Here is a 16,675-nt window from a genome sequence, read left to right on the forward strand (position 1 = left end):
TTATATCGTTGTCTTTGTTCTCCCAAGTGAACACACCTCCACTGATTTCATTATCGGTCTGTCCGTTAACGGGTGTCCACTATTTATTCTAATTGCAGTACAATATTGCACTTAATCTCCTCAAACCCTTAGCTGCAGAGGATTTAAGGTACAAAAATGCCGCTAATTACACTTCGATACTTTTTATTTATACTGTTCAGTTTAGTTTCCATGATCGATAGTACTGAATCGCATTCAGAGATCGAAGCCGTTCTTCCCGGAACCCTATTAAAACAGTTCAGGCCCTGCATAGCGCAGCCAGCTTGTTGACTGTATTCCAGTTGCGTGCCGTGATAGGCATGCCAAGGATTTTATCCACAGGAACTTTAAAAAGCTCCGACTTGCTCACACTGATCTCATATAATGTGTACATTTCCCTGCCAACAAAACGGATTTTGTCAGGGCCATCTCCATAAGGAAGTAGCTTCTCCAGCGCCTCTGCCGAAGGCTCCGCTGCCAGAAAAGAAACATACAGCCGCTTGAAGTCCTCCGGCTCGCTCAGGTCAAACGGATTATCTGCGATAACCCGCTCCAGCTCCTCTTGTGTCCGTATAATCACGGAGACCTCAAAGCCGAATACGGTCTCAATCTGCTGCTCGATGTCTTTGCCCACTGCACTATATGAGGTTTCGCTACTCTCAAAAACAACGTTGCCGCTCTGAATATACGTTCTGACATTCTCATAGCCAAGGGATTGAAACATCGCCTTCAAATCCTGCATCTTGATGATTTTGTTGCCCCCGACATTAATCCCGCGGAGCAAAGCAACATAGGTTGGCATCTCTTACACTTCCTTACTGAATATGAAGTTAACCAGCGCTGAGCGTTGCCAGACGTTTATGGATTTCCTGTACCAGCTGCTCTTTCTCAGCCTCTGGAAGCCACTCTGTTAGCCGGGCTGCGGCGACTGGAAGAATCCAGCGCTCGATCTCTTCTCTAGTTTGCCCCGAGAGTCTCAGATATTCCCGTAGATACCCCTTTGTCAGGCGCTTTCTAATAAAACCGATCACCCATTTGGCAATGCCAGTTGTCCCTTCAGGCACTTCCCCCATGCTGAACATGACGACAGACCTTGCAGCATCGCCAGCCGGATCTCCGGCCAGACCGGTCATCCAGTCGATGATCCATACCTGTTCATCCATAAGTATATTATCCGGGTGAAAATCACCATGACACAGCTTGCCGCCGACCGGAAGTGTATCCAGGTAGGAGAGAATGGCCTGTTTCTCCGACTCATTCAACAGAGGGGCTTCATGTATGCCCCATTTCAGCCTCTCCTGCTGCACTTCGAGATCGTTACCTGCATCTAGCGTATGTAGATCATAGTGCAGCTTGGCTAGCCTGCTGGCATATTGGCCGACCTTCCATGGGCTTTTGCCAAGCAAGGTCAATAATGATGAACCTTCAATCTGTTGAAACACAATTCCACTCCGCCCCTCGACCTCTGTCAGCTCAAATGGCTGTGGAGTACGAATCCCTTGGGCATGCGCGTACAGGCTGATATTATATTCCCTCGTTACCTGATCTACCGGAATCCCTTCCCGGTACAATTTCAGCACCCTGCGATGGCCATACTCCCAAATCTCCGCTGTTCTGCCCTCTCCAATCAGCTTTCCCTTCATCTGGTTTCCCCCATTTCCGAATGGTTCAGCACATGACCTTGGACTACCGCTTTAAACAACGTTGGAAAAATTCATGATACATATTAATAATGACAATTAATATTGCCAATGACTCTTTGACATTCCCCACTTCCAGAGAGTGATTAGCGTCATCTATTCGGTACACCTTGATATTACGCAGTCCGGCCAGCTCACGGGAATGTGGCTCACTGAACAGCGGATCGGCGCTGCCATAGATCACACTGCCCCGACTTTGTTCAATTAGTGGTATTGCGTCCGGGATCGGGGTTAGATACAGGTGCTCAATCTGTTGGCTGGCCTTCAGCGTTGCGGCGACTTTCCCGGCAATAACGGTGCCAATGCTTTTGCTAATGAATAGGATTTTCTCGTACTTGGGCACAGAGGTAATGGCATTCGTACACTCTTCCACAATGATGCCAATGTCTTCACGCTTCATTTCAACTCTCGCGCTCTGATAGCCATATTCGAGCTGAAGGATGTCACAGTTATACTCCGCAGCTACCTTGGCCGCATATTCCAATAGCGGACGTTCTGTCGAATAATTTTTGCCGGGAAAAATAACTGCCAGCACCTTAGACCCTCGCGTGATATGCTTGTGCCGTACCTCCCTGCCCCAATGTGAAGGCAGTACAACGCTGTTAACACTCATAGATGAAGCTCCCCTCCTGTCGGCAATGTGCTCACACTGTTTTGAAATACTTAAAGAAATCTATCGTCTCCTGATAATCCGCCTTGTCCTTGTAGATGTTCATGAGCGTACCCAATTCTAGGGCAAAATCCACATATCCATTAGGCAGGGCTGTCACTATATTCCCATCGACCATTACATTGACTCCCGAAGTCGCCGCAGAGACTCCCTCCTCCGCAGCAGCAACCTCAACAAATTTCCTGTTGTTCAAAATACCTGCAGCCTTGAGTACGGATACACCACCACAAATGCCACCGATAACCTTCCCGGCTGTATCCAGCTCACGAAGTAGCTTCAGCAGGGATTCATCCTTGATGATCTCCTCCGTCTCGCCCCCAGGGATAATTAGAAGATCAATCTCCTGAACATTTACCTCCGAAAGCGTCTTTGCCGGATTCACGGAGAAGCTCTCGCTGGAATTCACAGGTGAAGACCCAAGACCTAACGTGTATACCTCGCCTTGCGTTTTCATAAAATAGGCAGCCAGCACCACCTCAAACTGTACGAAGCTGTTATAGATAAGAATATATGTATTCAATATGTTAAGACTCCCTTCCATTCTGTAGAAATCTTTTACATCACACTTGTCTATAAGTATAGCTATTTTACATAAACATTGGAAATGACAAAAAAGCCCTCTGAGGCTGCGGATTCTAAACGCCTGATTCGTTGTATAATAAAAAAACGGAAAATTCCGTTGGGATCAGTCACTTCCCGGATTTTCCGCCTAAACGTAGAAATCGTTTGATTATAGTAAGGAGATTTGCCATGACACCATTCACCCAAAAAGTAATCGACGTGATTCAGTCTATCCCTGCGGGCAAGGTCATGACCTATGGAGGGGTCGCCCGGGCCGCTGGCAGCCCCAGAGCCGCGAGACAGGTCGTCCGCATCCTTCATTCCATGAGCCGCAAATATAAGCTTCCCTGGCACCGGGTGATCAATGCTAAGGGCATGATTGCCCTCACCGAAGATGAAGCTGGCACAATGCAGAGACTCTACCTGGAGGATGAAGGTATCCTGTTCGACTTGAAGGGTGCCATCAACCTTGAGCAGTTTCAATATCAGCCTGTGGCAAATCACGATTAACCCCTGCCTCTGGAGCGCTGTTGTCCTGCTCCATGCCCCAGCACATTCAGCAGACAATACATTGTCGCATAAATCACCAGCAGCACCAGCGCTATGAACAGACTGAAAAAGACCGATTGTCGGTTCAGGCTGTCTAGCACGAGTTGATAAAGCTGGTGCCTGTCGGTAAGCACATCCCAACTGTTGAGCCGGTACACCCTGCCAAGCAGAACCCCGTATCCACCCAACACACAGGCCGCCAGGACGAATATCCATGACAGTAGCAAATTACTTTTACGGTAGATCACGGCCTGAAATTGATATAGCGAGAAAAACCCTGTCAGCCAGCCACTCCAAGTGAACAGCAGCAGCATGACCATATCGTACCAGTACCGGTTCTGAATCACTCCGTGGACAATATATCTCCCCTTCTGGGCCGTCAAGTGTACAAGATCAGTCATCAGATACGGCGCGTTCGGGAAAAACAGCAGCCAGGCCACTCCCAGCGGAAGCATCCATATTCCCCCGATCCTCCGCTTATCCAGCTCATGGGCGGCCATTGAGAACAGAAAGGGAATCCAGGCCAGAAATAGATTCCAGATCAGAAAAGCATAGAACGAGTCGGTCTGAAGCGATACAACACGGTATACCCCAAGCGTAGCGACTGACAGACCGGCCAGCAGCAAGAATACTTTTGAATAGTTCAGTTCCTTCATAAGGCACAGCCTCCTCATCTTCTGGGTTCTAAACGTTCAATTACCCTACATTGTACAAATTTGTAACGAAGTAGTCTATGCCAAAAAGGACTGTTCGCTAAGCCAGAGCGGCCTGTAACAGTCCTTTTTGTATGTTATTAGGGACACTCTTACCTGTCAGACTTCAAGCGCACCGGGCTTTATTGGTCCGGCGACTACCCGCTGCTGCCGAATTTCTATCGGAAGAGAGAATGCGCTGCATTCCCTGAAAGCTGCATGCCGACAGCCGGCGCATTTGCCATAATCGATCGCCCCAAGTGCTTGATTGATGGCTTCTCCTGTATGTTCATAGAACTGCTCCTCACCGATCTGATCATAAAGTCCGGTTCGCTTCAGCAGCTCGAGAGGCTGGGACTGGATGCCGGAAATCATTAGGGTCCCTCCCGAAGCGTGAAGCTGTTTCACTAGCGCTACGAGGTTCGATTCTCCCGTCGTGTCCATCAAAGGAACCTTGCCCATCCGCAGCAGAATAATTCCGGGCTGTCCCGCACCGGGGCCCGGCAGGGTATCGTCAAATCGGTATGCTGCGCCAAAAAACAACGGCCCTTCCACATTGTAGATGCCGATCTGCGGACAGTCATGGTGCTCCGATACCATATGAGCTTCTACCTTTACCGAAGACGGATCAGGTAATACCTTGGAGACCCGATGAACCTCACCCATCCGCTTCACGAAGAGAACCACAGCCAGCATCAGCCCCACCTCTACGGCGAGGGTCAAGTCGGCAAACACGGTCAATAGAAAGGTAGTGACCAGAACGAGTGAGTCCCCCGTTCTAGTCTTCAGCAAATGCAGGAATTCTTTACGCTCACTCATGTTCCAGGCCACAACCATCAGGATCGGAGCCATAGCCGCAAGCGGAATGGTAGAAGCATATGGCGCCAGCAGCAGCAGAATCAGAAATACGACCACACCGTGGACAATACCCGACACAGGAGAGACGGCGCCATTCTTAATATTGGTTGCCGTTCTGGCAATGGCCCCGGTTGCTGGGATGCCTCCGAACAGCGGCGCTGCGATATTCGCAATCCCCTGTCCAATCAACTCTCGGTTACTATTATGGCGTTCCCCCGTCATCCCATCCGCTACCACCGCTGATAGCAGCGATTCGATGGCGCCAAGCATGGCGATAACGAACGCTGGACGGAGCAGCGACTTGATGCGCTCCCAGGTTATAAGGGGGATGTGGAAGCTCGGTAATGTACCCGGGATCTCTCCGTACGCCGAGCCGATTGTTGCCACCTTGCCGCTGAAAAAAAGAACAGCCATAACCGTTGCGCACAGGAGGCCGATCAAAGAGCCCGGAACCTTCGGAGCAAAACGGAGAGTCAGAAGAACCGCTGCAAGACATACGACTGCAGTCAAAATACTGTACATGTTAGCCGTCGAGAGATGCTGGCCGATCTCTCTCATATTGTCTACAAAGCCTTCATGCCGCCTCATACCTTGCAACCCCAAGAAGCTGCCAATCTGCCCGCTGAAGATAATGACGGCAATACCTGCCGTAAAACCGATTGTTACCGGCTTCGGAATGAACTTGATCAGAACACCCAACCGGAGAATTCCCATTAGGACCAGAATAACGCCTGCCATCATTCCGGCAATCAACAGATTCTCGTAGCCATACTGCATCCCGATAGCGAATAAAATGGGGATAAAGGCCCCCGTTGGACCGCCAATCTGGAACTTGGAGCCTCCCAGCAGAGAGATCAGAATACCCGCTATAATCGTAGTATAGATTCCGTATTCTGGTTTGACACCCGAAGCAATAGCAAAAGCCATTCCGAGCGGAATGGCTATAACACCTACAATGATTCCCGAAGTGACATCTTTACGCAGAGAAGCAAGGCTGTAGCCCTCGAATCTACCCCATCCAATCATGATTCAACCTTCTTTTCATTTATCTGAATATCTGATTATTTGAATATAAAGAAACATTACCCCTGCGCGACGCTCTTGTCAACGCAAAAATAATGTTCAGTGTACTCTGTTGCTATTCACCGCGCATGCCTTCCAGAAGGGAGATCGCATTTACCAGATGGTTATCGAAAATTTGCCTGGCTACAGCCAAAAGATCCTTTATCAGGGGGTCACGAAGAGAGTAAATCACGGAGGTGCCTTCCTTCACACTGACAACTACATTCTTCGCACGCAGAACGGCCAGCTGCTGGGATACAGCAGAACCCTCCGAACCCAGAATGGCCTGCAATTCGTTCACATTCTTCTCGCCTTCACTCAGAAGCTCCAGAATGCGGATACGCATCGGATGGGCCAGCGCCTTGAAAAACTCCGTCTTAAATTGCTGAATTTCGTAGTTCATAGACATTTTCTCCTCGAATAGCATTACTTCTGAAATCTAATGCTATCATAGCATAGCCTCATCAGGTCATAAACTCCAGCCCGAATTGCAGATTATTCTATCTCCCTCTCTCAGCTAAACGACAATCGGATAAATGCCCGGTTCTTTCACTGAAATACTGGCGAATATCCCCAAGGCCATCGGCTCACCCAGGCTCTCGAACATCAGCACACTTTCACCAAGCCGCAGATAGCCCGTTCCATCCTCGTCAATATCCTCCAGAACACCGGTAAAGATAACCCTGTCCCCTTCCATCGCAATCCCCGCCTCTCCGTTGTCGGCAGGAATGATATCCACCCATCGCATAAAGAGCTGGGTCAGCTCGAACTCCACGTCGATCTCTTCCAGCGGTGTTACATGAGTGCCATGCCATATCCCCCGGCCTTCCCCGTATGCCGAAGTGAAGAAAATCTCATTCTTCCTGAGCCCATTCCGGGTCACTGTTATTCTCATTTCATAATCTCCATCCGTATAAGTATTCAGCATTTATTATACATGAGCCTTGGCGGGAAAGGGATTCCGGGCACAGAAAAGGGATGTCCCAGCCTTGGCAGCATGAGACATCCCTTAAGGTACAGCTTTATTTATTTTACCTGCTCCGCATTGTAGACCTTAACGTCCAGCGGTGCAGCCAGGAATTCGCCAGCCTGACCAGCAAAGCCTGTGAAATGACTGCTGGCATTGTGGGCAGTTACCGCCTCGGCATCACGCCAGTTCTCCACCATGATGAATACATTGTCTTGTCCGGACTGCTCGTACAGCTCGTAGGAGAGGTTGCCCTCTTCTGACTGTGATGAGGCAATCAAAGGCTTAACCACTGTCAGGAACTGCTCGCGGCGCTCCGGCTTCACTTGGATAATAGCATGGATAATAATCATCGTCTGCTGTCAGCTCCTTCTTATTTCCACTGGGCAACTTTTTCAATCGGCAGACGGACCGAAGCATAACCTTCATCCGCAGCTTTACCGATGGAGATCAGCATAACCGGTACATAACGTTCTTTATCAAGTCCGAAAGCTTCAGCAATTTGTTCTTTCTCATAACCGCCGATAGGATTGGTGTCGTAGCCGTGTGCATGAGCTACCAGCATCAATTGCATGGATACAAGCCCGGCATCAATAAGCACGATATCCTTTTTGACTTCACGCGGCAGAGTTGCAAAACGGGGAGCCAGAACACTCATTTGTCTTTCCTTTACTTCCGCTGGCATAAAGCCGCGTTCCACTGCCGCACTGAAAATCTCCTCAGCATAATCAAAGTTGTCCAAATCTCCGAAAACGGCAATCACAGCTGCTGAAGTCTCCACCTGTGTTTGATTGAATTTAGCCAGCGGTGCCAGGGTGGCTTTGGCTTCTTCGCTTTCAATTACAAGAAAACGCCAAGGCTGCAAATTGATCGAAGATGGGGCAAGCGTAGCTTCCGTCAAAATTTGTGTCATTTTTTCCTTGCTAATCTTAACTGTAGGATCATACTTGCGGATGGAACGGCGTCCTGTGATAACGGATGTGAAATCTTTAAGTTGTTGTGTATTGTTCATGGGAATGACTCTCCTTTGATTGGTATAGGATGTGATCTATAGCTGTTTGATATTCTGCTGCATCCGGGTCAGCATGTCGATAAGCACGGTTCGCTCCCCGGGTGTGATGCTGCTGAGCAAGTCGCTGATAAAATTCTTCTTTTCTTCACAAAACGAAGCAATTCGCCCCCGTCCTTCTTCTGTAAGGGAGACCAGGGTTACCCTGTTGTCTTCAGGATTGTTGCGGCGGGTAATCATACCACAATCCTCCAGCCCTTTCAGGTGGCGGGTAACGGCTGCTGCATCTATATCAACTTCCTTTTGCAGGAAAGACTGACTAATCTCATCGCCATAATACAGCTCATGAAGAAGGCGAAGCCGGGTCGGACTAATGTTCACCGATCGCTCAAACTTTGGATTAATAGCTTTGCTGAGGCTTTGCAGCAGTTCGAAAATCTGCTCTTCCTCGGAGTATTGTTGGGACAAGATATACCTCCTCATATCATTTAATTGTGCACAATCAATATGACAGTAATCATCTTACTCATAAATAATTGACCTGTCAACTAATATGATCACACCCTAAAAATAGGGTTGCTTTTATGGACAGAGAATCCTATAGTCTTGAACTAAGGAGGAGGATCTGCGAATGAAAATAGCCCTTATTCAGCTCGATATAGCTTTTGGCAATCCGGAGGCTAATTATGCTGCGGCGGAACGTAAAATCAGGGAAGCAGCAGCGGACAGACCTGACTGCCTGATTCTCCCTGAGCTGTGGACGACGGGATATGACCTGACCCGGCTTGGAGAAATTGCCGATCCGGAAGGACGCACTACCAAGGCTTTCATATCCGCATTGGCGAAACAATACAGCATTAACATTGTGGCGGGTTCCGTAGCTAACAGACATCCCGGCGGCGGGGTCACCAATAGTATGTTCATATTCAACCGCCAGGGGGAACTTGTCGGCGAATACAGCAAGCTTCATCTGTTCCGGCTGATGGATGAGCATCTCTATCTTCAGCCAGGGGAAGCCAAGGGGTTGTTCATGCTGGATGGCGCGTCCTGTGCCGGACTGATCTGCTATGATATTCGCTTTCCCGAATGGATTCGCGCCCACACCGTACAAGGCGCCGAGGTACTCTTCATCAGCGCTGAATGGCCATTGCCGCGCTTGTCCCACTGGCGCACGCTATTGATTAGTCGCGCGATCGAGAACCAGTGTTATGTTGTGGCCTGCAATCGGGCCGGAAGTGATCCAGCCAATACCTTTGCAGGACATTCCATGATCATTGATCCTTGGGGTGAGATCGTCTGCGAAGCTTCGGAGGGCGAGGAGATTGTCAGCGGCGTGATCGATTGGCAGAAGGTGCGTGAGGTAAGGGCACAGATTCCGGTGTTCTCGGACAGACGACCTGATCTATACGTCTAAATTTTGAAGTGATCGATGTGGCAACATACAGAAAGGGCGTTACGAATACTGGATTCTAACCAGTCCTACGTAACGCCCTTTTTAAGTGCTCTGTAATTGCCATTTACAGCTGAGAATAACGTTCTCGTAGTACCCCTGCGGCAGCTTTGACACGCGGGTCGCTGTATTCCAACTGATATCCCGTCTCCTGTTGGAGCCTGCCGGAAGGGATTAGCTCTATCGCCCTGCGGGTGAAGGCCTCCCTGATCCCGCTACAGAAAGCCGCGGTAGTGCTTGGTCCGCCCAGCTCGCCAAGTCCAGCGATCGTCTCCGGGCGCACTTGTGGATAAGACAAGCCGTGTTCACCTGCGGCAGCTTCTTCATAAAAGCTGCGAATCAGTTCACCGCGCGCCTGTCCAGAGCCGGAGACTACGACAAAGGCATGCACAAAGTAGGCCTGACTCTGTCTGCGTTGAGCAATCCCGCAGAATTTGCGGCCTCCAATGGAGAGGTCGAAATCTCCCGGACAATAGGAGCCTACGACCTCCTTCGCCACAATCTGCGCCGCGGCCGCAGGATGACTGACGGCTACAGCATCTCTAATTACAGCCGCCAGCAGCCGGAAGTCGTCATGAAAGTCCAGCTTGCCGCGACGTTTGGGCAGGATCAGCGACACATTCACAATTCCGGCGTCTAGTGGCACAGCAGCACCGCCGGAATGCCGGACCACCGTGCGGATACCACGGCTCTCCAGCTTGTCCATCGCCAGGGCAGCCCCAGGCAGCTTGCTGTCCCGCAGCCCCAGAGCTACCCCACCGGGATGGCTCCAGAGATGCAAAGAGGGAAGGACCAGACCCGCGCCCACATCCCGGCACAACGTCTCTTCAAAGGCGAACGGAATCAACAAATCGCCACTCTGCGCGGAGACCGGTAATCCGCCTTCTCCGTTATTCTCTTCTTCGAGTAAATGCTCAAACAGCCCCATAACTGACGGCAGTGAACTTTCTTCCCCTTCCGTATTCTCATACAATGGTGTCATGTTCATGAATAACCCCCGAGCGCAGTTATATTCTATATACTGCCGTATCATAATCTCATTGTAACCCATCTGCCTGTTCCCGCGAAGCCGGACATCCGTATAGCTATTCAGCCGCAGGAATTTGATTAAGAAGGCTTTTGGGTAATACTATAACAAACAACTAATAACATTCAGGAGTGGTGCTGCATGACCGCCGAACAGGCTCCGAAGGGCAGACCGGCAAGCAAAAAAGAGCAGTGGGAGCATGCGCTGAATCTACTGTATCTCAACTTTCGAGATTACAGTAAGGAAGCCGTACGCAAATTTGGCGACGAGGATATCCATCAGGCCAGAGTGAACTGCCGCAAACTGCTGACTCTCCTAGCCATACTTGATCCAGAACATTCCTCCGGCCTATATCCTATATTCAAAAAAGCCCAAAAGCGTCTAGGTAAGGTCAGGGATGCCGACGTGCTGATTCAGTCCTTCAAGGAAAGAAGACAGCAAGCCGAGGCCGAAGGTAATCCCAAGACAGTCAGACTGCTAACAGCTGTCATTAAGCATCAGAAAAGCATACGGAAAAAGTATCGTGAGCAACTCGCTCAGGATCTGCCGAAGCTGGCCAATTCCGCGCTGGATGAGAGATGGTCACTTTTCCTGAGCACGCAATTAGAGGACATGATCGCAAGAAGAGATGCCAATGTGGTGATGCGTGAGCTGGAGGAAGCTTTTGAGCAGAAGAAACAAGCCTGTAAAGCCCTCTTCAAAGACCTGTCTTCGCCATCGGAGGAGGATTTCGAGACACTGCACAAGCTGCGGATTGCTGCTAAGGAGCTGCGATACACTGCGGGGGCGGCTGCTTTTGCGCTAAACCAGAAGTTTCAGGCCGATGAGGCCATCTATAAAGACGTTCAGACACAGCTGGGGGAGATCAATGATAAACGGATCTGGCTGCAGACCCTGAATGCTATTGGCCGAAAAAAGCTTGATGTCGGTAAAAAAACATGGGAGGCCTTCACTGCTGAACTGCGGGTAGAAGTACTGGAGGCATTGCAGCATAACCATGTGCTTCCTATCGGGGATAATAGATAATAAACTCAGCAACAGTATTTCAAAAAAGGCGTGAAGGACAGATTATAATCCTGCCCTTCACGCCTCTAACATAGCTTAATGCGTTGCTTTCGCACCGCAATATTTATTCAAAACGCCTTGGTAGACAGCTTTCGGCTGAAGGCCGACCAGCTTTTCCATCGGCTGACCATCCTTATAGACAATCACCGTCGGCAGTCCCATCACGCTTGCTTCGGAAGCCAGCTCCGGCAGATTATCACAGTTAACCTTGGCGATGGTTACCTCTTCCCCATACTCTCCGTCCAGTTCTTCCAGCAATGGCAGCAAAACCTTGCAAGGCGGGCACCACGGTGCTCCGTAATCCACCAGCACTGTGCCCTCACCGCTCAATTTTGACCGCAGACTATCAGCTTGCTCTACCTCGAGAATAGCCATACTTAATCCCTCCTATGTTCCTTATCTATAAGGATATCCTGATCATGCTGTTCTTCTAAAATCGAAGATATCCGCTCCTCCAGATTCAGCTTGATCTGGTTCAGTTGCAGGATCTGCTTTTCAATCTCTTCCAGTTTACTTTGGTATATCGGCATCACTTCCGCACAGAAGGACTCTTTGTTCTTCAGTACACAATTCAGGAAACCGGCGATCTCCTCCGTGGACAATCCAAGATTCAAATACAACTTAATGCTCTCCACAGTCTCTATAGCAAGCGGCGAATATTCCCGGTAACCGTTGGCCTGACGGACCGGTGTAATTAAGCCCTGACTTTCATAATAACGCAATGAACGGACACTAACGCCCGTCTGGCGTGCAAGCTCACCTATTTTCATGGCATTCTCCCCGGGTTCATGAGAAATGGTCTACACATAGTATAAACCCTCACATTAGTGTGAGGGTCAACCTATTTTTTTGAAAAGAGATCGCCTACTCCACTGTTGTGCTTGAGGCCCCGTAATCTTCAATATTCAGCTTCACCTCATAAGTAACAGGTACATTGCTAAAGACCTCATCCCAATCACCTTTCACTTTGTTCCATACGGATGGGTACTGAATCTGTAGACTCTTGCCGAATCCGGCTACATCTGCCTGAAGTTCATACTGTAGTTTATGTACAGTACTCTCGGCTATATCCTGCACCTTCTTCTCTATTGCCTTTCTTACTTGTTTTAAGGTTCCGTCCTGCAGTCTCTCTCCACCGGCAATGTAAGCCTCCGCAATTCTACCTTCCGATTCCATGGAGACGTGAAAAGAAATCTTGTCCCCCTTTACGCTAGGTTTGATCTTGCTATCCATGTCTGTAATCTCATACGTGACGAGCTTGTTATTGTCAGGATTGTAGGTTTTGACCGCACCACCTTTCCCCTTTCCCGTTATCCAGATCAACCCATCCAGCTCCCCCTCGTCCAGGAAACCGCCGAGCTTTCCGGTAGTTCCCTTGATAACGGCCACTCCCGAGAACTTGGTTTCCTTGCCCGATACAATCACATTTTGCAGGACAAAGCTGGTATGACCGTGCAGTGGACCTACCACCTTCGCCATGGATACAGGCTCCCATATCCTTGTGATTCGCTTTCGGTTATTGAAGGTTCCATTAAGTACAAAAGCAGGGGTCTGACCCGGGAGCGAATCGCGAAAGACCTCTCGCGCCTTACCTTTACTGATGAGCAGCAGCACGCTTGGCCTGATATCATTATCTCTGCTGAAGAATTCGATGAGTTCGGAGAGCTTCGTTGTCCGTGCAAGCTCTTCTCCAATGACGATAGTCTTCAGATGATGGCCGATGGGAAGGCGGTTGGAACGCAGAGAGAGCTCACGCACTGCCTCAAAGATGGAATCGCCGGTCTGCGTGGCATTATAATAGTTTTTGGACTGGGCTCCCTCCTTCTTAGAACCGATTGCACCCTGGGGAATGAGAAATTGATAGGTACAGGAGACTTTATTTCTCTTCGGATATTCTCCACCTTTCTGTGCAAAGTCCTGCTCGGTCTCCGTCTCATCCGCGATATCTAGAGCGACCCCCGCTTCCATGTTGACATCCTCGATCGGCGAACTGCTCCAGCAGGAAGAGAGCAGCAGACAAACAGCCAGCAGCAGACTCAGGCTACAGCCTTGCTTCAAAATTTGCTTCACTAGCGCGCCCCCCTCAAACGGGCAATGATCAACAGCGGCAGCGGCAGTGCCCCGAATAAAATCATCGACCAATTGCCAATTCCACTGCCAAAGACAAATAAACCATTCAGATTACGAGGACTCTCTGTCACGATATATATAACGGGCAGCAACACAAATAAACAATGGTTCAGAGGGATCTTTGTCAATTGTGACAACCCGAGTGCGGCTCCATAGAAAGCAATACAGAAGGTGCAAAAAATCTGCATGATCCAAATGGTCAGCCATAAGGATTCGAAACGCTCGAACACCAGATAGTTCACTTCAAAACTCCGAATGAGGTCAATGAAAGGCCACGTCCGGGTAACCACACCATCTACAGAAAAGGCCCCGATGCAAAGCACAACTGCCACAATGTAAAAAACCATAGCGATTAGTGTTGCAGAAACAACCACCTTCATCGTCTTTTTCGGCTTATCCATAAAAGCAACCAGAAAAAGCAGGGCTTCCCCGGAGGTAAAGGTCAAAGCTGTTGGCTTGATAGACCGCCAGACTGGACCCATGCCCTGACCCAGTACAGGACGCAAATTGTTGATATCGACGATCTGCAGACTAAGCAGGCACACGCCAAAAAACACAGTCCAGGTAATGGGAAACAGCAATCGGCACATGCGAGAGATCGCATTGATCCCACCCCTGCATAGATAAAGGGCGACCCACATAAAGATCCCAGTAATCGCCCAGTTGGGTGTTCCCTCCAGTAGAAAAAAGACGGTCACTTCCTGCACGGTACGTATCTCATAACTGGCAATGCACACAAAATAACCAATGAGCACCACGCCCAGCAGGATTGCCAACGGCCGCCCGATTATTTTTCCACTGTATTGATAAATCGTCTGTCCAGGGAAGCGCTGGCTGAGTTTGGCAATGATCAGTCCTGTAATCATGGAGAGGAGACCGCCAAGGATCACAGAAATCCAGACATCAGGGGTTCCTGCCTGTTCAACAGTAGTCCGAGGAAGGGTGAACACACCTGCTGCAAGAACATAGTTAACCACAATAATGATTACCTCGGTTGTTGTTATTCGATCCCTCGTTTCCATATTTCAGCCTTTCACCTCTCTTGCCTTGATTTGCTTTGCTTATCCTTTTCGGATCGGGCCTTTCGATTTCAATATCGCCGGGCGGCGTTTAAGCAACTGCAGGGGCAGCCGGATAATAAAATCCTTCCAGTCCTTTACATGAGAGGGTACTGCTAAGCCCAGATAAGGTACTCCAAAGCTCTTCAGCTTGATTAAATGGCTGCTCAGTAGCAGGAAGAACAAGATGACACCGTACATCCCGAACACCGCTGCGAAGAACATCGCTACGAAGCGTAGCAGTCGTAAGGTGATACCCGCACTGTACATCGGCATGGCGAAAGAAGAAATGGCTGTAACAGCAACGACGATAACGAGAATAGGACTGACAATTCCCGCCTCTACCGCGGCCTGGCCGATAATCAGACCTCCGACGATTCCCATTGCAGGGCCGATCGGCTTCGGTAGCCGTAAGCCAGCCTCCCGCAGGATTTCAATGGATACTTCCATGATCAGCGCCTCAATCAACGAGGGAAAAGGAACGCCCTGACGGGAACTGACAATGGATATCACCAGCTTGGTTGGAATTAGCCCTGGATGAAAAGAAAGAAAGGATATATACAGAGCCGGAGCGAAGAGTGAAACCATTGCCGCGAAGAAGCGCAATGCCCGCAGTAGAGACCCTGCTATCCAGCGGTCAAAATAATCTTCGGGCGATTGCAGCAGCATCCCAAACGTCACCGGCATAATCAGGGCAAATGGGGTCCCATCCAGCAGGATCGCAGCTCTCCCCTCCAGCATGGCAGCCATGACACGGTCAGGTCGTTCGGTATTCTGAATCTGTTGAAAGGGACTGAGAAAGTCGTCCTCGATCAGTTGTTCCACAAAACCCGACTCCTGAACATCATCAATATCTATCGTTAGAATTCTGCGTTTAATTTCCTCCACCAGTTCCTCATTCGCTATATCCCGGATATAGGTAAGGACAAGCTCCTTCTCCACCCTTTTGCCCACAGTAAAAGAAACCATCACCAGTTCGGTGTTCTGTCCATGCCTTCTCAGCATGGCCGTATTGTCACTGAGCGTCTCATTAAAGCCAATGCGCGAACCGCGCAAAAGCGCTTCGGATACCGGCTCTTCCCCGCCTCTTGTTCTGCCTTTGGGCGTGCCCAGCACGAACAATTCCTTCATGCCGTCCACCATCAGCACAGCAGAACCGAACAGTACCTTTTTTAGTGATTTTGCCGGATCAGTAGTGTACTCAATCTCCGAGACCAGAAGGATTCGTTCAACAATAATCCGCTTCAGTTCCCCTGCTTCGGGCGCCTCGTTCATCCCTTCAAAGGGTAGAACTGCATTCATCAATGGCCTCAAAATGTTGCGGTCCATGCTGTCCTTATCCGTCAAGCCATCCACGAAAAGCAGCACAGCCTTGATCTGCAGAGCTCCGATACGCAGCAACCTGATGTTCACATCCGCCATATCGCTACTAATCTTCTTGAACAACTGAAGGTCCTCATCTATATTGCCTGTATAGGAGTGGTATGGCGTCTCTTGTCCATCATTGTTGCCAGATTCACCACTGTCTTCCTTTCCCGCAATGAATGTAGTTTTGTTCGACTTCGTACCTTCTGCACCTTTTGTGCCTTTTATGGGGGTTACTCCACCATCCTTGTTTAAGGCTGCTTTAGCTTTCTGGCCCCGTTTGCTGACATCCCCCTCGGAGGTTCTGATCCAGTTCACTGTCTGTGTGATGACTATGGGGACAATCAGAAGAATAAGTCCCTGAAACAGGACGCTCCAACCAGGGAGCCATCCCGCAATCATATTCCACATGAATTACGACCTCCCACTTAACAGCTGTAGCCATATTTTTACCGAAGCAGGATTATTCATGCACACATGCAAAAAGAGCCCAG

At 49.6% G+C, this 16,675-nt stretch carries 20 protein-coding genes; 3 read left to right on the forward strand and 17 right to left on the reverse strand.

Translation table 11 applies throughout. From position 1 onward, the window contains the following. Window positions 1-277: 277 nt before the first annotated feature. Genes ACFORK_RS25680 through ACFORK_RS25695 form a run of 4 tightly spaced genes read right to left on the reverse strand, consistent with a single transcriptional unit; the run spans window position 278 to window position 2,908 of the window. A complete protein-coding gene (locus ACFORK_RS25680) occupies window positions 278-820 on the reverse strand; it encodes a DUF1697 domain-containing protein (protein WP_379204482.1) in 543 nt (180 codons plus the stop codon). 28 nt (window positions 821-848) lie between these two features. Further along, entirely contained in the window at window positions 849-1,661 is an 813-nt protein-coding gene (locus ACFORK_RS25685; RefSeq protein WP_379204484.1) for a phosphotransferase family protein, read from the reverse strand. 43 nt (window positions 1,662-1,704) lie between these two features. After that, on the reverse strand, window positions 1,705-2,331 hold the full coding sequence (locus tag ACFORK_RS25690; protein ID WP_379204487.1) for a hypothetical protein: 627 nt from the start codon (window positions 2,329-2,331) through the stop codon (window positions 1,705-1,707). A 31-nt stretch (window positions 2,332-2,362) separates the two neighbouring features. Then, on the reverse strand, window positions 2,363-2,908 hold the full coding sequence (locus tag ACFORK_RS25695) for a DJ-1/PfpI family protein (RefSeq protein ID WP_379204489.1): 546 nt from the start codon (window positions 2,906-2,908) through the stop codon (window positions 2,363-2,365). A 230-nt stretch (window positions 2,909-3,138) separates the two neighbouring features. Between ACFORK_RS25695 and ACFORK_RS25700 the strand changes: the two genes are divergently transcribed. Then, the gene (locus ACFORK_RS25700; RefSeq protein ID WP_379204491.1) at window positions 3,139-3,459 is read left to right on the forward strand and encodes an MGMT family protein; all 321 of its coding nucleotides are present in this window, start codon (window positions 3,139-3,141) and stop codon (window positions 3,457-3,459) included. On the opposite strand, the gene ACFORK_RS25705 is transcribed toward ACFORK_RS25700, so the two are convergent. The 7 genes from ACFORK_RS25705 to ACFORK_RS25735 form a co-directional block, all read right to left on the reverse strand. Next, the gene (locus ACFORK_RS25705) at window positions 3,456-4,154 is read right to left on the reverse strand and encodes a DUF1361 domain-containing protein (RefSeq protein ID WP_379204493.1); all 699 of its coding nucleotides are present in this window, start codon (window positions 4,152-4,154) and stop codon (window positions 3,456-3,458) included. The genes ACFORK_RS25700 and ACFORK_RS25705 overlap by 4 nt on opposite strands. A gap of 156 nt (window positions 4,155-4,310) precedes the next feature. Next, window positions 4,311-6,074, reverse strand: a complete 1,764-nt coding sequence (locus tag ACFORK_RS25710) for a SulP family inorganic anion transporter (protein ID WP_379204495.1) — start codon at window positions 6,072-6,074, stop codon at window positions 4,311-4,313. 112 nt (window positions 6,075-6,186) lie between these two features. Then, window positions 6,187-6,513 (reverse strand): ArsR/SmtB family transcription factor, encoded by a 327-nt coding sequence (locus tag ACFORK_RS25715; protein ID WP_175372188.1) that lies wholly within the window; start codon window positions 6,511-6,513, stop codon window positions 6,187-6,189. 114 nt (window positions 6,514-6,627) lie between these two features. Continuing rightward, entirely contained in the window at window positions 6,628-7,005 is a 378-nt protein-coding gene (locus tag ACFORK_RS25720) for a hypothetical protein (protein ID WP_379204498.1), read from the reverse strand. 131 nt (window positions 7,006-7,136) lie between these two features. Next, window positions 7,137-7,430: a putative quinol monooxygenase gene (locus tag ACFORK_RS25725; protein ID WP_379204500.1), complete on the reverse strand. Its 294-nt coding sequence runs from the start codon at window positions 7,428-7,430 to the stop codon at window positions 7,137-7,139. A 20-nt stretch (window positions 7,431-7,450) separates the two neighbouring features. Further along, a complete protein-coding gene (locus tag ACFORK_RS25730) occupies window positions 7,451-8,089 on the reverse strand; it encodes a nitroreductase family protein (protein WP_379204502.1) in 639 nt (212 codons plus the stop codon). A gap of 36 nt (window positions 8,090-8,125) precedes the next feature. Next, entirely contained in the window at window positions 8,126-8,569 is a 444-nt protein-coding gene (locus ACFORK_RS25735; protein ID WP_379204504.1) for a MarR family winged helix-turn-helix transcriptional regulator, read from the reverse strand. A gap of 142 nt (window positions 8,570-8,711) precedes the next feature. Here ACFORK_RS25735 and ACFORK_RS25740 point away from each other — a divergent pair, with 142 nt between their 5' ends. Further along, window positions 8,712-9,500 (forward strand): carbon-nitrogen family hydrolase, encoded by a 789-nt coding sequence (locus tag ACFORK_RS25740; RefSeq protein WP_379204667.1) that lies wholly within the window; start codon window positions 8,712-8,714, stop codon window positions 9,498-9,500. A 103-nt stretch (window positions 9,501-9,603) separates the two neighbouring features. Here ACFORK_RS25740 and ACFORK_RS25745 read toward each other — a convergent pair whose 3' ends face one another. After that, window positions 9,604-10,524 (reverse strand): lipoate--protein ligase family protein, encoded by a 921-nt coding sequence (locus ACFORK_RS25745; protein WP_379204506.1) that lies wholly within the window; start codon window positions 10,522-10,524, stop codon window positions 9,604-9,606. 180 nt (window positions 10,525-10,704) lie between these two features. On the opposite strand from ACFORK_RS25745, the gene ACFORK_RS25750 reads away from it, so the two are divergent. Continuing rightward, entirely contained in the window at window positions 10,705-11,589 is an 885-nt protein-coding gene (locus ACFORK_RS25750; RefSeq protein WP_379204508.1) for a CHAD domain-containing protein, read from the forward strand. A 75-nt stretch (window positions 11,590-11,664) separates the two neighbouring features. Here the strand turns inward: ACFORK_RS25750 and ACFORK_RS25755 are convergent, their stop codons facing one another. The 5 genes from ACFORK_RS25755 to ACFORK_RS25775 form a co-directional block, all read right to left on the reverse strand. After that, a complete protein-coding gene (locus ACFORK_RS25755) occupies window positions 11,665-12,003 on the reverse strand; it encodes a thioredoxin family protein (RefSeq protein WP_379204510.1) in 339 nt (112 codons plus the stop codon). 2 nt (window positions 12,004-12,005) lie between these two features. Beyond that, the gene (locus tag ACFORK_RS25760; protein WP_379204512.1) at window positions 12,006-12,398 is read right to left on the reverse strand and encodes a MerR family transcriptional regulator; all 393 of its coding nucleotides are present in this window, start codon (window positions 12,396-12,398) and stop codon (window positions 12,006-12,008) included. A 94-nt stretch (window positions 12,399-12,492) separates the two neighbouring features. Continuing rightward, window positions 12,493-13,698 carry a Ger(x)C family spore germination protein gene (locus tag ACFORK_RS25765; protein ID WP_379204514.1) on the reverse strand — a complete coding sequence of 402 codons (1,206 nt, stop codon included), beginning with the start codon at window positions 13,696-13,698 and terminating at the stop codon, window positions 12,493-12,495. Further along, on the reverse strand, window positions 13,698-14,780 hold the full coding sequence (locus tag ACFORK_RS25770) for a GerAB/ArcD/ProY family transporter (protein ID WP_379204516.1): 1,083 nt from the start codon (window positions 14,778-14,780) through the stop codon (window positions 13,698-13,700). Before ACFORK_RS25770 ends, ACFORK_RS25765 begins: the two co-directional genes overlap by 1 nt. Before the next feature lie 39 nt (window positions 14,781-14,819). Next, window positions 14,820-16,592 carry a spore germination protein gene (locus ACFORK_RS25775; protein WP_379204518.1) on the reverse strand — a complete coding sequence of 591 codons (1,773 nt, stop codon included), beginning with the start codon at window positions 16,590-16,592 and terminating at the stop codon, window positions 14,820-14,822. Window positions 16,593-16,675: the final 83 nt, after the last annotated feature.

The sequence above is a fragment of the Paenibacillus sp. GCM10012306 genome, from assembly GCF_042649265.1.
Taxonomy (GTDB): domain Bacteria; phylum Bacillota; class Bacilli; order Paenibacillales; family Paenibacillaceae; genus Paenibacillus_AQ.

Excerpts from the sequence above, each read along its gene's own strand:
- ACFORK_RS25680 (WP_379204482.1), bottom strand. The coding sequence starts at position 820 with ATGCCAACCTATGTTGCTTTGCTCCGCGGGATTAATGTCGGGGGCAAC.
- ACFORK_RS25685 (WP_379204484.1), bottom strand. The coding sequence starts at position 1,661 with ATGAAGGGAAAGCTGATTGGAGAGGGCAGAACAGCGGAGATTTGGGAG.
- ACFORK_RS25690 (WP_379204487.1), bottom strand. The coding sequence starts at position 2,331 with ATGAGTGTTAACAGCGTTGTACTGCCTTCACATTGGGGCAGGGAGGTA.
- ACFORK_RS25700 (WP_379204491.1), top strand. The coding sequence starts at position 3,139 with ATGACACCATTCACCCAAAAAGTAATCGACGTGATTCAGTCTATCCCT.
- ACFORK_RS25705 (WP_379204493.1), bottom strand. The coding sequence starts at position 4,154 with ATGAAGGAACTGAACTATTCAAAAGTATTCTTGCTGCTGGCCGGTCTG.
- ACFORK_RS25710 (WP_379204495.1), bottom strand. The coding sequence starts at position 6,074 with ATGATTGGATGGGGTAGATTCGAGGGCTACAGCCTTGCTTCTCTGCGT.
- ACFORK_RS25715 (WP_175372188.1), bottom strand. The coding sequence starts at position 6,513 with ATGAACTACGAAATTCAGCAATTTAAGACGGAGTTTTTCAAGGCGCTG.
- ACFORK_RS25720 (WP_379204498.1), bottom strand. The coding sequence starts at position 7,005 with ATGAGAATAACAGTGACCCGGAATGGGCTCAGGAAGAATGAGATTTTC.
- ACFORK_RS25725 (WP_379204500.1), bottom strand. The coding sequence starts at position 7,430 with ATGATTATTATCCATGCTATTATCCAAGTGAAGCCGGAGCGCCGCGAG.
- ACFORK_RS25730 (WP_379204502.1), bottom strand. The coding sequence starts at position 8,089 with ATGAACAATACACAACAACTTAAAGATTTCACATCCGTTATCACAGGA.
- ACFORK_RS25735 (WP_379204504.1), bottom strand. The coding sequence starts at position 8,569 with ATGAGGAGGTATATCTTGTCCCAACAATACTCCGAGGAAGAGCAGATT.
- ACFORK_RS25745 (WP_379204506.1), bottom strand. The coding sequence starts at position 10,524 with ATGAACATGACACCATTGTATGAGAATACGGAAGGGGAAGAAAGTTCA.
- ACFORK_RS25750 (WP_379204508.1), top strand. The coding sequence starts at position 10,705 with ATGACCGCCGAACAGGCTCCGAAGGGCAGACCGGCAAGCAAAAAAGAG.
- ACFORK_RS25755 (WP_379204510.1), bottom strand. The coding sequence starts at position 12,003 with ATGGCTATTCTCGAGGTAGAGCAAGCTGATAGTCTGCGGTCAAAATTG.
- ACFORK_RS25760 (WP_379204512.1), bottom strand. The coding sequence starts at position 12,398 with ATGAAAATAGGTGAGCTTGCACGCCAGACGGGCGTTAGTGTCCGTTCA.
- ACFORK_RS25770 (WP_379204516.1), bottom strand. The coding sequence starts at position 14,780 with ATGGAAACGAGGGATCGAATAACAACAACCGAGGTAATCATTATTGTG.
- ACFORK_RS25775 (WP_379204518.1), bottom strand. The coding sequence starts at position 16,592 with ATGTGGAATATGATTGCGGGATGGCTCCCTGGTTGGAGCGTCCTGTTT.